This is a genomic window from Embleya sp. NPDC050154 (assembly GCF_044460165.1).
Classification (GTDB): domain Bacteria; phylum Actinomycetota; class Actinomycetes; order Streptomycetales; family Streptomycetaceae; genus Embleya.
Window position 1 is genome coordinate 90,031 of record NZ_JBITJP010000023.1, and the last position, 12,751, is coordinate 102,781.

Sequence of the window (12,751 nt, forward strand, 5' to 3'; positions counted from 1 at the left end):
TCCGGCAGGCCCGGCTCCCAGCTGATCCCCGCCGCCACGGCCACTGCCCAACCACCCGACCTCCCCGCGTCCGGCACCTGAGCCCGGGGCTGCGGCGAACGGCCGCCCGAATGCCTTCGAAGCCATGGAGAAAACCTCGTGAGCACCCACCGCACCCTGACCGCGAGCACCGTCGGCCCGGTCTGCCCGGACATCACAACCACCCTCGGCAGCGTCGACATCATCGTCGAACAGCGCCGCCGCGCCCGGATCGACCTGCGTACGACCCAGGACACCGGTCCGCTCGCCGACGCCGTCCGCGCCGCGACAATCCGCGAATACACCGCCACCGGCGGAGCCCCGGTGCTAGAGATCCACATCCCCAAGCCCCGAAGCGGCACGAACACCGTCCACGGCGGTGGCGTCTCGTACGGCACGGGCGTGATCGGGAACATCACCATCGGCGGCCGACACGTCGTCACCAACGGCCGCGTCGTCTCCGCCCACGGCGTCCGCGCCGACGGCGCCGAGGAGTCGGCCACGATCACTCTCGAGGTGCGGCTGCCCGCGCGCTCGTCGTTGCGCGCCACGACCGGGGCGGCCGACCTGCGCGTGCGCGGCCACCTCCAGGTCCTGGGCGCGCAAACGATCTCGGGCGACGTCGTCGCCGACATCGCCGACACCCTCGCGGCCCACAGCACCAGTGGCGACGTCCGCGCCGGCCACGTCACCGACCGCCTTCAGGCCACGACCGTCTCCCGCGACATCACCGTCGCCACCTACACCGGCAACGCGTTCGCCGCCCGCACCACCTCCGGGCGACATCGCCGTCACTGCCCGGCCCACCGCACGCGGCGCGCTGTCCGCGACCACCGTCTCCGGCGACATCCACACCCGCCGGCGCCGCCCGCCTCGACGTCCGCGCCGACACCGTCCCCGGCGACACCCGCCACCACTGAACCGAACCCCCGGCCGAGAACCGGGCGTTCACCACGCCGACGAAGGACCGCAAGGTCCGCGCCCGCGTCGAACACGTCTTCGCCCGCGTGAAGAACCGGAAGATCCTGTGCGACTGCCGCTGCAAAGGCGACGGCGTGTACCGGTCGGTCGGCGCGGTCGCCCGCATGCACAACCTCGCCACGATCGGATCACCGACAACGATCCGGGCCGGAGCCGTTCGCGAGCCACGTGGCCCTTTACGCGATCGTCAGGTATGCACGGATCTCCGCAATCAGCGCCGGGTGCATGGTGTCGTCGAGAGGTCCGCGAGTCACGAACTCGTCGATCGTCTGGACCCCGATCGTGTAACCCCCACCGAAGCCGACGTCCGAACACCACCCCAGATAGCGCACTCCCCCGCCCTCGTACACCAGCGAGCTGTCCGGCGGGCAGGTGGCGCAGCACCGGTGATCGCTTTCCCACCGCCACGTCTTCGCCACGTCACGCTCCCGGTCCGACGGCCCCACCGATCCGGTCCGGTCCGGGCGAGGCATTCGCTTCTCCCAGTAGAGCACGGCCGCGGCGATGACCACTGCGATGCACTATCTCGTCACAACCGGACGGCGAACGCGCCTTCAGGGCACAGCCGTTCACGAGTGCAGAGACAACCTTTGGTGATCGTCGCCGTGGGGCCCGATGGCCTCGTCGACGACATCACCGGCTGAGCGACGCCGCGAGCGCGCCGTTGAACCGCACGACGACGCGCAGCGAACACTCCCGGTCTCCGGGGCGGCCACCACCCTTCACAGCGCGGCCGCCCCGGAACCCCACCCACATCCGATCCGTCGATCGAGAAAGGGCCTCCTCATCGTGAGCGCCATAGCCCCCGCACGTCCAGACCCCACCACCGCCACCACACGCGCCGACCTCGCCCGCCGCCTCGAACTCGCCGCCCGGCGCGGCGACACCGACGAACACGCCCTGATCCTCACCGGCCTGCGCACCGCCGGCCTGGGCACTCTCGCGGCCGACCTCGCCGCCGCCGTCCCGGCCGGCAAGGGAGCCGGTCGATGACCACGCCCCGCGACGCCGACAAGCGTGTCGACCACGTCCTGGGCGCCCACGGCGCAGCCGCGCTCGTCAACGCCTGGATCACCTCCCTGATGCTCGACGACCACCTGCCGCGCCTGGTCGCCACCCGCATCGCGTGCGAACGCGTCGCCGACCTGTCTCCCTGGCTGATCGCCGCCTCCGGGCAGATCTGGCGCCTGCGTGAGGAGTTCGAGCCCACCTGCGACTTCACTCCCGAGCTGGTCCGGATCGTCGCCGCCCGTCGCCCGCACGGCCTCGACGCACGCGCCGGCCAGGCCGCGGTCCTGATGGCCGACGCCGAACACGACCCGCGCGGCACCGTCGGCGGGTGGCTCGACATGGACGACTTCGCGATCTTCTACGCCCTCGAGGACTGGCCCCATTCACGCGTACGCCGCGTCCGCGACGACGGGATCGTCATCGCCGTCTCCCAACGACGCCCCACGACGGACGCGGACGGCGATGGCTGACGAGTTCAGGGCCGACCTGTACATCACCGACACCGGCGGCAGGGAACGCCTCGTCGACCGCGTGTACTTCCAGGGCCGGGACTGGGACGACGCCTGGGACCGCACCGAGGTCCACCTCAAGCTCCTGCGCCTCGCCGACGGCGAGGCATGCCACGGCGAGTTCTACCGCGGCAACGCCGGCCTCGAGGAATACGGCGACACCGTCTCGCTGTGACCCGTGTTCATGAGGATGTTCGAAGGCGCGGTGCGCGAGGTCGAGTCGATCCGGCTGCCGCAGTGGGGCCGGGTCGTTCCCGCCAAGGGTGTGGTGCCGTGGCTGGTGGTCGGCCCGGACAGCGTGCCGGTGGAGCCGGTCCGGCCGGTACTTGGTGGACTTCGTGGCCCGGGACAACCGGTTCGGTTCGGTGCGGAGTTACGCGTATGCGCTGCTGAGGTGGTGGCGGTGGCTTCGCGCGGTGGGCGTGGAGTGGAATCGGGCGACGCCGGCCGAGGCCCGAGACCTGGTGCTGTGGCTGAAGCAGGCGGCGAAGTATCGCCGGGCGAGGCGTACGAAGTCGGCTGAGACAGCGGGCACGATCAATCCGGTCACGCGCAAGCCGCATCTCAACGACCGGTACCAGGCGAACACCATTCGGCATTCGAACGCGGTCGTGCGTTCCTTCTACGAGTTCTGGATCGAGTCGGGCGAGGGGCCGCTGATCAATCCGGTGCAGTTGGCCCGGCGTGGTCAGCGGCCCCACGCGCATCACAATCCACTGCGGCCGTTTCGGAACGAGGGAAAGCTCCGCTACAACCCGAAAGTCCCCAAGCCCAGGCCTCGGGAGATGCCGGAGCAGCGGTGGCGTGAGCTGTTCGCCGCTCTGAAGTCGAACCGGGACAGGGCGATCCTGTCGATCGGGGTCAGCAACGGCGCCCGTGCGTCCGAGATCCTCGGCATCCGGGCCGAGGACCTGGACTGGGGCGATCAGCTGGTGCGCGTGGTCCGCAAGGGCACGCAGGCCCGGCAATGGCTCCCGACCAGCCCGGACGCGTTCGTCTGGCTTGGGCTCTACCTCGCCGAGCTCTGCGAACCGCTCCGTCCCACCGACAGGGTCTGGCAGACCCTGCGGCGCCGTGACCACGGCCACGGGCTGCGCCGGCATCCACTGAACTATGAGGCCCTGCGGGCGGTATTCCGGCGAGTCAACGCGCTGCTCGGCGCTAACTGGTCGATGCACGACCTGCGGCACACCGCCGCACTTCGGATGGCCCGCGACGAGGCGCTCTCGCTCAGAGACGTCCAGGAGATCCTCGGCCACGCCGACCTGTCGACCACGGAGATCTACCTGGTCGAGGACCAGGCTGCGGTGATCCGCCGGGTCCAGCAGCACCTCGTCGAACGCCAACATCGTGCCCAGCAGCCTCCTGCACCCGTCGCCGCTGGCTACGACTCCACCGACCTCGAGGTGCTGTTCGGAGGGACCCTGTGACTATCGACCAGCTCGACCCCCAACCTGACCCTTGAGCGCGCAGGACTGCGGAACGTAGTCGGCGAGGTGCTGCGCTTCACGCCACACGACTTCCGGCGGATCTTCGCCACCGAGGCGGTCACCGGCGGCCTGCCGGTCCATATCGTCGCCAAGCTGCTGGGCCACGCCGACATCAACACCACACAGGCCTACATGGCCGTCTTCGACGAAGACCTCGTCCGCTCCTACCGATCCTTCCTCGACCGACGCCGGACCTTGCGACCGGAAGCCGAGTACCGCGAGCCCACCGAAGAGGAATGGCGCGAATTCCAGCAGCATTTCCACGCCCGCAAGCTCGAACTCGGCGAGTGCGGCCGCGCCTACGGCACCGCGTGCAAGCACGAACACGCTTGCATTCGTTGTCCCAGCCTGCGCTTGGACGTCAGAGCGCGCCCTCGACTGGCCGAGATCATCGCCAACCTCAACGACCGCATCCAGGAAGCCAAGCTCAACGGCTGGCTCGGCGAGGTCGAAGGACTCCAGACCAGCCGCGACGCGGCTGCCCGAAGCTCGTCATCCTCGACCGGATGCGTGAACGTCGGCCTGCCCTTCCACCAGGGGCCATCGGCCTCCCCATCATCGGAGAGCCCGGATAGTCAGAATCCTTGGGATCGGCCGGACCTGCTCATGTTCCTATTCGTTGGCGGTCCAACAAGGAACGCCCGCCGACGCTGCAGCCGACGTCGGCGGGCTGCATCCACCGAGGCTAGGGAGCGGTGGTCCAGCGGCGTTTGCGCCAGGCGAAGGGGAGAATCTCGATGCGGCTGTGGACGGCGCCATCCCATTTCACGCGGACGCCGTGACCCGTCAGGGCGTCGCATACCTCCCGGGCGACTGCAGCGCTGGCCGCGTCGGGTTTCGCGAGGTCGTCCTCGAAAGCACCGAACGCCAGCATCAGGCCTCCGCCTGCGACGCCGGACTCGAGATCCTGGCCGTGGTAGAAGACCGCTCCGCGTGCGGGAGTCGGCCGGGCCGAGGCGGCTTCGTGGGCTTCGGTCCAGCCGTCAGAGAGGGTTTCGCCCGCGTTTTGGAGCGCGATGATCCCGCGTTTGTTCAGCTCGTCGAAGGCCCGGTCGAGGGCGTCGTTTGCCGTGGGTTTGCGCCAGCGGGTCTCGCGTCGACGGTGCTCACGGAACAGTTGCGCAACGTAGGCCTTCAGCTCATCCCGAAGGGCTTGGTCGTCCGCTCCGAGCTGGCGTTCCACCCATGCCTTGACTTGATCTTCGTCCTTGAAGCCGCCCCAGACCGCCAGCGCGACGTGCTCCCGCATGCATTGGATGTCGTATTCGTCAAGCATCGCGGAAGCTTACAGGGAGCCTCTGTTCATCACCTGCGGCGTTGCGTGATGGGGCTACACGGCCAGCGCGCTCACCTGTTCGTGTGGCGGCTGCGCGATGCCGGGCCTGGTTGGCTCCAAGCGGGTGAGGAATTCCGGCGAGCAACTCTGTCCTTCTCGTGAGCCGGAGATGGGGACAGCTCATTTGATCCTTGTCACCACGATGAACGGGCTTACCTGCAATTTCGTAGTCCGGGAAACGGGCCGGAGGCCCGCCCGATGCACCCCGACTGGGCCCGCTCACTACGCGACCAATACCAAACCGCGAAGGTGCCGTTCTTCTTCAAACAGTGGGGCGGCCGCACCCCCACGGCCAACGGCCGCGAACTCGACGGCCGGACATGGGACGACCACCCCCGCGCCGGAGGCCGACCATGACCCGCACCCACACCCCGAGGAGGACGAACACCCACGGCCCCACGACCGGCTGCACCCAGCACTACCGAGGCCGCCGCACCTGCCGACACTGCCGCGCCCCACACACCACGACCCCCGCAGCCCGGGCCGGCGACGGCCGGGTTCGGGCTCGCCCCTCCCCTGGTCCGCACCCTGCGATCGATCCTCACCGAACACACCACCCCCGACGGCGACCACCTCGTCTGGCACTGCCCCGGCACCGTGCCGCCACCGCACGTGTCCTGGCAGGGCCGACGCCTGAGCATCCTCACCGTCTCCTGGCTCGTCCACCGCCGGCGACCACCCCAAGGACTCCTGCGCCGCGCCTGCAGACGACGCGACTGCGTCGCCCCCACACACATCACCGACCGCCACGACCGGAACGTCCAAGACGCCGTCCTCGGCACCCCGATCCGCAACCTCGACCCCGACAGCGTCATGCCGAACACCCACCGTCCCCACCGGTGGACCCCCTGATGGGAACCGACCGGCCACCCGCCTACACCCTCCCCACCATCTACGAACGCGGCTCCGGACGCATCACCCCACCGCGTGATCGACTCGCCATGGGCGAGGCCGCCTGGTTCTGCAACGACTGCGGCGCCGAACAATCCATCACCACCCGCAGCCCCGACGAGAGCGCCGCACTCACCGCCCAATGGCACGCCCACACCTGCGACCCGCTCCCCGAACGGTGGATGGTCGCCCCCAGCGACATGCCCTGCGACCTGTGCGGCCGATACACACGGGCCCGATCCGCACGCGACGGAAGGCCATGCCACCCGATCTGTGCCGAACGCCGAACGGCCCGACACACGGCCACGGTTGCCGCGCCCCCGCGGGCGGCACCCGAACGCCGGGCGAATCGACAGCCCGGCAGAACACCCGAACCGGCCCGACCCCCACGCGGCGACCGCGCGGGCACCCGAGCCGGGACCGCACGAACACCCTGGTAGACCGGCCGACCCCAAGGGCCCTCGCCCCGCGCGACAGCGCGGGGCGAGGGCCCTCTTTTGTTGTCCGGCAGCTCCTTCGACACGCTCATGAAGCAGGAGGCCACAAGCTCCAAGGACTCACCGCCACCGCCGGGGCGCACATCAACTGCGAACCCCTGCGCCCCGACGGCGACAAGACGTTCTCCCGGGTCGTCGCCAAGGAGGTCGGGGCGATCAGCGTCATGGCACGGATCACCGACCACACCCAGGGACTGGCGACCCCGGTCCTCTACGGCGTCGAGGTGGACCCCGTGATCCAGTCCACCGTCGACGAACCCGACGTCTTCGCCCGCCGGATCACCCACATGCGCTCCTACCTCGGCGCATACACCGGGGCGTTCCGCAAGGGCGACACCGTGTACCTGTCCGGGAGGCTCGTCCACATGCAGGGCAGCGAACACAGCGGCTTCGGCATCGAACTCACCCCGTGGACCGCCACCGAGTCCTACCTCGCCAACCTCGCCCGATGATTCGGACCAAGACGTTTACCGACCCCGGTTCCGCGCGGCCATCGTCGACCGCCTCACCTTCGGCGGCAACCTCATCGAGCCCGGCACCCACTCCTACTGCCTCGCCACCACCCGCGCCAGTCGTGGACACGGTGGCCGCGACCCGACACGGTTGCGGATTTCGGCCGAGAAGCCTGTTGTTCCAGGCCGGCTCTCCCCCTGTGCCGGACGCTTGGGTCCGAACGTTCCCGGGCGACTTCCGGCGGCCCGACAGCACGTCTCCGCAATACACGCGAGCACTGCCGGACACGTGACGGCCGACACGGGCCACGCCTTCCGCCCAACGGGGGAAGCTCACACCGAAACACTGTGACCCAAGGGGCGACCCGGCCCAGGACAACTGGGCCGGCCACCTCGCGGCCCTTGATGCCGAGACACGGACCCTCCGCGCAGACCGACCACTTCGCCATGTGTCAGGTGACAACACGGCGCTCGGCCCGGTGAACGCGGCGCCGATCACAAGAATTTCGGTAGAGCCGGACCGTATGACCGACGACACGGCTTTGAAGTTTGGCGGATCCTCATCACGGTGTGAGTCGCCATTCGAGGTGCCTTGGCCTGGGCTATTGCATGATCGTGCGCGGCAGGTGCGACGGCGTGCCGACGCAGCTGTAGACCTGCAGGGTGTAGCCCCGTCCGATGGTCATCATGGTGGGATTGTGCAGGCTCCGGTAGGAATCCCCACCGAGCTTCGCCATGTCCGAGGCCGTCTCGGCCGGCCGCCAGCTGCCATTGGCCCCGTCCCACTCACTGCTGTCGATGGTGAGCTCGGGCGCCGCCGCCTGTGTCCATCCGGGCCACGTGCAGCCCTGGCTGCGCGCTTGGACGAGCTGCTCTCGGCTGCCGCCGGCCTGGCCGGTCAGCGCGAACTCCGCCCTGCCGCCCGGGGTCGGCGCGAGCTTGCAGAACACCTGCCAAGTCGTGTGCTGGGATCGCAACTTCATGAACCCGACGGGGGTGAACCCCCGACAGCTCCACCGCCGTCCTGTCCAGGACACGCGGCCCCGCGGTCGTGGGGCCCTCGCTCATCGGATAGCTGCGGCCCGAATCGCCGGCTAGCCTCTGTCACGACCGGAATGTGATCTTCCGATTTCTCGCCCGCGCGGGCGACGACCCATTCCGAAGGGGCAGCGATGAACGAGGTCCTGCGGCTGGCCCGCCCCGACATCCTGGCACTCGAGACGTACGTCACCGGCCGCGACGACGCGGACGTGGCAGGGGTGTCGGTGTATCTCGACGCGAACGAGAGTCCCTACCCCCCGTTCGCGCACGGCGGCGAGTCCGGGGACGACGGCCCATGGCCCTCGAACCGCTATCCGGAACCCCAACCGGCCTGGCTCCTGGAACGGTTCGCGTCCCACTACGAAACGTCCCCGGCCCGGCTGCTGGTCAGCCGCGGCGCGGAAGAGGCCATCTCCCTGCTGGTCCGGGCGTTCTGCGAGGCACGCGTCGACCATGTGGTGGTCAATCCGCCGACGTTCGGGATGTACGAGGTCGCCGCACGCATCCACGGAGCCGGCGTCCGTGCCGTGCCGCTGCTCACCGGCGACGGGTTCCGGCTCGATGTGGACGGCATCCTGGATGCCGCGTCCTCGGGTGTCAAGCTGGTCTTCGTGTGCACCCCCAACAACCCCACAGGCACCCCTGTGCCGGGCGAGGACGTCATGCGCCTGGCCGAAGCCCTGCGCGGCAAGGCGCTGGTGGTCGCCGACGAGACCTACCTGGAGTTCCACGGCGCCGCCTCGCTCGGCGGACTCGTCGGCCGCCGGCCCAACCTGGTCGTCCTGCGCACGCTGTCGAAGGCGTACGGGCTGGCGGGCGAACGCTGCGGCGTCACCATCGCCCACCCCCAGGTGATCGCGGTCCTGCGCAAAGTCCTCGCCCCCTACCCGCTCACGCAGTCGTCCCTGCGGGTCCTCTCCCGCGCTTTGTCACCGGAGGGCATCACCCACGCCCACGAGAACATCCTCCGCGTCCGCGCCGAACGCACGCGCATGGAAGCCGCGTTGGCCCGGACGCCGGCGGTGCTGCGAGTCCACCCGAGCGTGACGAACTTCGTGCTGTTCGAGACCCGGGACCCCACCCTCCTGGTCAAACACCTGCACGCCGCAGGCGTGAAGGTCCGCGACCGCAGCGACCAACCCGGCCTCGACCGATGCGTACGCGTGACCATCGGAACGCCCGCCGAGAACAACGCCATGCTGGCCGCCGTGCACCGGTTCAGCCCCACCGGCGAGCACATCTCTTCTGCCGCACGTCCCGAACCAGCGGCGGGGGCCATCAGCGTCCGCGACCCGCACTAGGAGCCGTCCGGTCGATGTTGTGACTGTCGGATGGTCGAATCGTTGTTCCGGCGACGGCGCGGTGTAGGCCACTTGCTGCGGTGAGGGCGGTCTCGTGTACCTCGATGTAGGCAACGCGGGAGTGGTCGTCGAGGACGGTGTGGACGAAGGCGTAGCCCATCTTCGGGCTGCTCCCCTTGTTCTTCGGCGTCCCGGGTGTCGCCGCTCGATTCCGCTCGCCCTGCTTGCGCCCGACATAGCGCCGGCCGCCGTCGGGGATGTTCCCGAGCTTCTTTACATCGACGTGCACCAGCGCCCGTGGGCGCAGGGGCTCGTGCCGGCGGATTGGTTCACCGGTCGCGGTCGACATGCGACAGTTCAGTCGGGCAGCGGTAAGGACGCGGTGCACAGTTGACGGCGCAATTCCGAGCCAGGCAGCAAGCGGAACCGGCCCTTCCCGTGCTCGGATTCCCAGGCTGAGGCATCGCCTGGTCACCGCCAGCACGTGACATGTTTACGGAGCAGGCCCGATGTCTTGGTGGTTGGGTAGTGGTGCGTGGTGTCGGAGGGCGCGTGTTCTGGTGGAAGGGGGTTCATGCCCGGCTGGGGGCGGGCGGAATGGGCCAGGTGTTCCTGGGCCTGTCGCCGGGTGGGCGCGCGGTGGCCGTGAAGGTCGTACATCCGCACCTGGCGCACCACGAGGAGTTTCGGCGTCGCTTCCGGCGGGAGGTGACCGCCGCGCGAACGGTCAGCGGGGCGTTCACCGCACCGGTGGTCGCCGCCGGCCCGGATGACGCACCCCCGTGGATCGCGACCGTCTACGTTCCCGGGCCGACGCTGGCCGAGGCTGTCGCCAGGGCCGGGCGGTTGCCGGAAGACTCGGTGTGGCCGCTGGTGGCCGGGTTGGTCGAGGCGCTGCGGGCGATCCACGCCGTGGGCCTGTTCCATCGTGATCTCAAGCCGTCGAACGTGCTGCTCGCGGCGGACGGCCCGAGGGTGATCGACTTCGGGATCGCCCGGACGACGGACGCCACCGCGCTGACGAGAACCGGGGCCGCGATGGGAACGTGCGGCTTCATGTCTCCGGAGCAAGCCGAGGGCGGCGAGGTCGGGCAGGCCGGCGACGTCTTCGCCCTCGGCGCTGTGCTCGCCTTCGCCGCCACTGGAACCGAGCCCTTCGGCCACGGACCGCCCCTGGCGGTCATGCACCGCGTTGCGGATGGCCCACCAATGCCACGGCTTCCAGGCAGACTTGCTGTATGCCAAATCCTCTCGGCAAGCGCGGATGAGGTCGATGAATCTCGGTGGTAGGTCAGGTGGACTGTGGTTCTCAGCCCCCGGTCTGCCGGACGGCGGTCACCGACGCACCCGCCGCACACGCGGCCTCGACGGTGACCGCGCCCGACGCGTAGCCGATCGGCCTGCCGGCGGCGGAAACGACGGCCGTGCCCCGGCGCGGGGAGCGTCGGGGCACGGCCGTGAGGTGGTGGGCGTCGGTCAGGTGGTGCGCGTGATCGGTGCGGTGGGGATGGTGTCGACGATGCTGCGCTTGAGGGCTGCGCTGTGGCCGGTGACCGTGCCGGCGGGGAGTTTCTCGAGGGGGCGGATCAACACCGTGCGTTCGCCCAGGAACTCGTAGGTGTTGCGGTCGAAGATCCACTCCGTTCGGTCACCGGCGACCTCGTCGGTGCGGGCCAGGGCGATGCCGGTACGGCCGATGGCGTCGGTGGACTCGGGCACCACGACCACGCCGGGGATCCGGGCCGCCGTTCGGTACAGCACGTCGGCCAGGCCCGGCGGCAGCACCTGGTTACGGATCAGGTCGCCGATCGTCTTGAACGCCTGGGCGTCGGCGCCGTTGCCCTGGCCTTCGGTGTCCGCGTGGATTCGGGCGAGGAGGGCGTCGGGGTCGCGGGGCAGGGAGGCGAGGAAGTTGTAGGTGGGCGCGCCCATGTGGGGGTCGAAGGTCGGCGGTTCCGCAGCCTGCCAGGTGCCGTTGATGGTCCACGTCCGGCTGCCGTCCGGGGAGGCCCAGGACCGGCGGGTGCTCGGCTCGTCGACGCGGGTGTTGTCGCCGTCGATTATGGCGTGGGCGGATCGGGTCTCGGTGTAGAGGTACTGGTCCGGCCCGGGCGTCTGCGCGGACGCGCCGGCGGCGAACGAGATCCGGTCGACCACCGCGGCCAGATCCTTGGCGCTGCCGGGGACGACCTTGATCACCGTGAGCGGCGACTTGCCGTCCGGGGTTGCCCGAGTGGCGGAATCGTCGTTGCCGCCCAGGGGGTTCAGCGCGATGGTCGCGGCGACCGCGAGCGCGGTGACCGGTACGGCGATCCACGCCAGGCGGCGGTAGGGACTACGGCGCGGACGTGGCGCGGGGTGGGGGTCCGGCGCGCCCTGCGGGCGTGCCATCGCGTCGATCTCGCTCATCAGGTGTCCTTCGAGAAGTCGGTGGCTGCCCGCGGACAGGACGGGGTCGCCGGCTGCCTCGAAGAGGTCGGCGTCGTCGGCGTTTTGCTCGGGGCGCCGGGGTACTTCACGGTTCATCGGCTTTCCTTTCTCACGGGCCCGACCGCGGCGATGCGGCTGCCCTGTTGTTGTCCCGGGCGGGGAGAACGTTGCGGGTTTTCGGGAGCCGGTGGGGACAGCGCGAGCAGTTCGGCGGCGGCGAGCTTGCGCATCCGGACCCGGGCGCGGGAGAGCCGGGCGCGGACCGTTCCCTCCGCCACGTCCAGGGCCCGGGCCGCCTCGGCGGAGGTCAGTCCGGACCAGACGCACAGCATGAACACCTCGCGGTCGATGCGTCGCAGCTTGCCCAGGGCCGTCTTGGCGGCGGCCAGGCGCTGCGCGTCGGCCATGCGGCCGACGAGTTCGTCGGCGAAGTCGGGGACGTCGTCCTTGGCCGGCAACCTGGCCATCGCCTCGCGGTGCCGGCGGGTGGCGCGGCCGCGGTTGCGCAGGACGTTGATCGCGATCCCCATCAACCACGGCCTGGGGCCGGAGCCCTCGTCGCGCAGTCGCTCCCGCAGCCGCCAGGCCTCCAGGAAGGTCAACGACACGATGTCCTCGGCTGCGGCCCAGTCGCCGGTGACGCGAAAGGCGTGAGCGTAGACAACTCGCGCGTGCTCGGTGAACAACTGTCGGAAGGCCGCCGGATCACCGGCTCGCAGTTTCGCGTGCATCGAATAGTCCACGCTGGTGCTTGTCCTCCCGACCCGCCGCCGTTGCGTGACCTGGGTCACACG

At 69.9% G+C, this 12,751-nt stretch carries 13 protein-coding genes and 5 pseudogenes; 12 read left to right on the forward strand and 6 right to left on the reverse strand.

Annotated elements, in window-relative coordinates; genetic code table 11:
* Window positions 1-138: 138 nt before the first annotated feature.
* Complete coding sequence (locus tag ACIBSV_RS37235; protein ID WP_395871133.1) at window positions 139-1,029, forward strand: hypothetical protein; 891 nt, start codon at window positions 139-141, stop codon at window positions 1,027-1,029.
* Window positions 987-1,127, forward strand: a pseudogene (locus ACIBSV_RS37240) (IS5/IS1182 family transposase); the annotation flags it as partial. The gene ACIBSV_RS37235 and the pseudogene ACIBSV_RS37240, both read left to right, overlap by 43 nt.
* 48 nt (window positions 1,128-1,175) lie before the next feature.
* Here the strand turns inward: ACIBSV_RS37240 and ACIBSV_RS37245 are convergent.
* Window positions 1,176-1,511 carry a hypothetical protein gene (locus ACIBSV_RS37245; protein ID WP_395871135.1) on the reverse strand — a complete coding sequence of 112 codons (336 nt, stop codon included), beginning with the start codon at window positions 1,509-1,511 and terminating at the stop codon, window positions 1,176-1,178.
* 277 nt (window positions 1,512-1,788) lie between these two features.
* On the opposite strand from ACIBSV_RS37245, the gene ACIBSV_RS37250 reads away from it, so the two are divergent.
* The 5 genes and pseudogenes from ACIBSV_RS37250 to ACIBSV_RS37270 form a co-directional block, all read left to right on the forward strand.
* The gene (locus tag ACIBSV_RS37250; protein WP_395871137.1) at window positions 1,789-1,992 is read left to right on the forward strand and encodes a hypothetical protein; all 204 of its coding nucleotides are present in this window, start codon (window positions 1,789-1,791) and stop codon (window positions 1,990-1,992) included.
* Complete coding sequence (locus ACIBSV_RS37255) at window positions 1,989-2,480, forward strand: hypothetical protein (RefSeq protein ID WP_395871139.1); 492 nt, start codon at window positions 1,989-1,991, stop codon at window positions 2,478-2,480. The genes ACIBSV_RS37250 and ACIBSV_RS37255 overlap by 4 nt, the downstream gene beginning before the upstream one ends.
* Window positions 2,473-2,694: a hypothetical protein gene (locus ACIBSV_RS37260; protein WP_395871141.1), complete on the forward strand. Its 222-nt coding sequence runs from the start codon at window positions 2,473-2,475 to the stop codon at window positions 2,692-2,694. The genes ACIBSV_RS37255 and ACIBSV_RS37260 overlap by 8 nt, the downstream gene beginning before the upstream one ends.
* A gap of 163 nt (window positions 2,695-2,857) precedes the next feature.
* Window positions 2,858-3,949, forward strand: a complete 1,092-nt coding sequence (locus ACIBSV_RS37265) for a tyrosine-type recombinase/integrase (RefSeq protein WP_395871143.1) — start codon at window positions 2,858-2,860, stop codon at window positions 3,947-3,949.
* Between the two features lie 66 nt (window positions 3,950-4,015).
* Window positions 4,016-4,096 (forward strand): annotated as a pseudogene (locus tag ACIBSV_RS37270) (hypothetical protein); the annotation flags it as partial.
* A 598-nt stretch (window positions 4,097-4,694) separates the two neighbouring features.
* Here ACIBSV_RS37270 and ACIBSV_RS37275 read toward each other — a convergent pair.
* On the reverse strand, window positions 4,695-5,285 hold the full coding sequence (locus ACIBSV_RS37275; protein ID WP_395871145.1) for a DUF6891 domain-containing protein: 591 nt from the start codon (window positions 5,283-5,285) through the stop codon (window positions 4,695-4,697).
* A 216-nt stretch (window positions 5,286-5,501) separates the two neighbouring features.
* Between ACIBSV_RS37275 and ACIBSV_RS37280 the strand changes: the two genes are divergently transcribed.
* From ACIBSV_RS37280 to ACIBSV_RS37290, 3 genes and pseudogenes are all read left to right on the forward strand, one after another.
* Complete coding sequence (locus tag ACIBSV_RS37280; protein ID WP_395871286.1) at window positions 5,502-5,702, forward strand: DUF5131 family protein; 201 nt, start codon at window positions 5,502-5,504, stop codon at window positions 5,700-5,702.
* Between the two features lie 1,195 nt (window positions 5,703-6,897).
* Window positions 6,898-7,185 (forward strand): hypothetical protein, encoded by a 288-nt coding sequence (locus ACIBSV_RS37285; RefSeq protein ID WP_395871147.1) that lies wholly within the window; start codon window positions 6,898-6,900, stop codon window positions 7,183-7,185.
* A 5-nt stretch (window positions 7,186-7,190) separates the two neighbouring features.
* Window positions 7,191-7,303, forward strand: a pseudogene (locus tag ACIBSV_RS37290) (AAA family ATPase); the annotation flags it as partial.
* A 484-nt stretch (window positions 7,304-7,787) separates the two neighbouring features.
* Here the strand turns inward: ACIBSV_RS37290 and ACIBSV_RS37295 are convergent.
* Window positions 7,788-8,168: a hypothetical protein gene (locus ACIBSV_RS37295; protein ID WP_395871149.1), complete on the reverse strand. Its 381-nt coding sequence runs from the start codon at window positions 8,166-8,168 to the stop codon at window positions 7,788-7,790.
* Window positions 8,169-8,357: 189 nt separating this feature from the next.
* Here ACIBSV_RS37295 and hisC point away from each other — a divergent pair, with 189 nt between their 5' ends.
* Window positions 8,358-9,527 (forward strand): histidinol-phosphate transaminase, encoded by a 1,170-nt coding sequence (hisC, locus tag ACIBSV_RS37300; RefSeq protein WP_395871151.1) that lies wholly within the window; start codon window positions 8,358-8,360, stop codon window positions 9,525-9,527.
* A 52-nt stretch (window positions 9,528-9,579) separates the two neighbouring features.
* Here hisC and ACIBSV_RS37305 read toward each other — a convergent pair.
* Window positions 9,580-10,005 (reverse strand): annotated as a pseudogene (locus ACIBSV_RS37305) (IS481 family transposase); the annotation flags it as partial.
* Between the two features lie 119 nt (window positions 10,006-10,124).
* On the opposite strand from ACIBSV_RS37305, the pseudogene ACIBSV_RS37310 reads away from it, so the two are divergent.
* Window positions 10,125-10,754 (forward strand): annotated as a pseudogene (locus ACIBSV_RS37310) (serine/threonine-protein kinase); the annotation flags it as partial.
* Window positions 10,755-11,003: 249 nt separating this feature from the next.
* Here the strand turns inward: ACIBSV_RS37310 and ACIBSV_RS37315 are convergent.
* Together ACIBSV_RS37315 and ACIBSV_RS37320 are read right to left on the reverse strand one after the other, a co-directional pair.
* Complete coding sequence (locus ACIBSV_RS37315; RefSeq protein WP_395871153.1) at window positions 11,004-12,053, reverse strand: CU044_5270 family protein; 1,050 nt, start codon at window positions 12,051-12,053, stop codon at window positions 11,004-11,006.
* Complete coding sequence (locus ACIBSV_RS37320) at window positions 12,050-12,700, reverse strand: RNA polymerase sigma factor (RefSeq protein ID WP_395871155.1); 651 nt, start codon at window positions 12,698-12,700, stop codon at window positions 12,050-12,052. The genes ACIBSV_RS37315 and ACIBSV_RS37320 overlap by 4 nt, the downstream gene beginning before the upstream one ends.
* Between the last annotated feature and the right edge of the window lie 51 nt (window positions 12,701-12,751).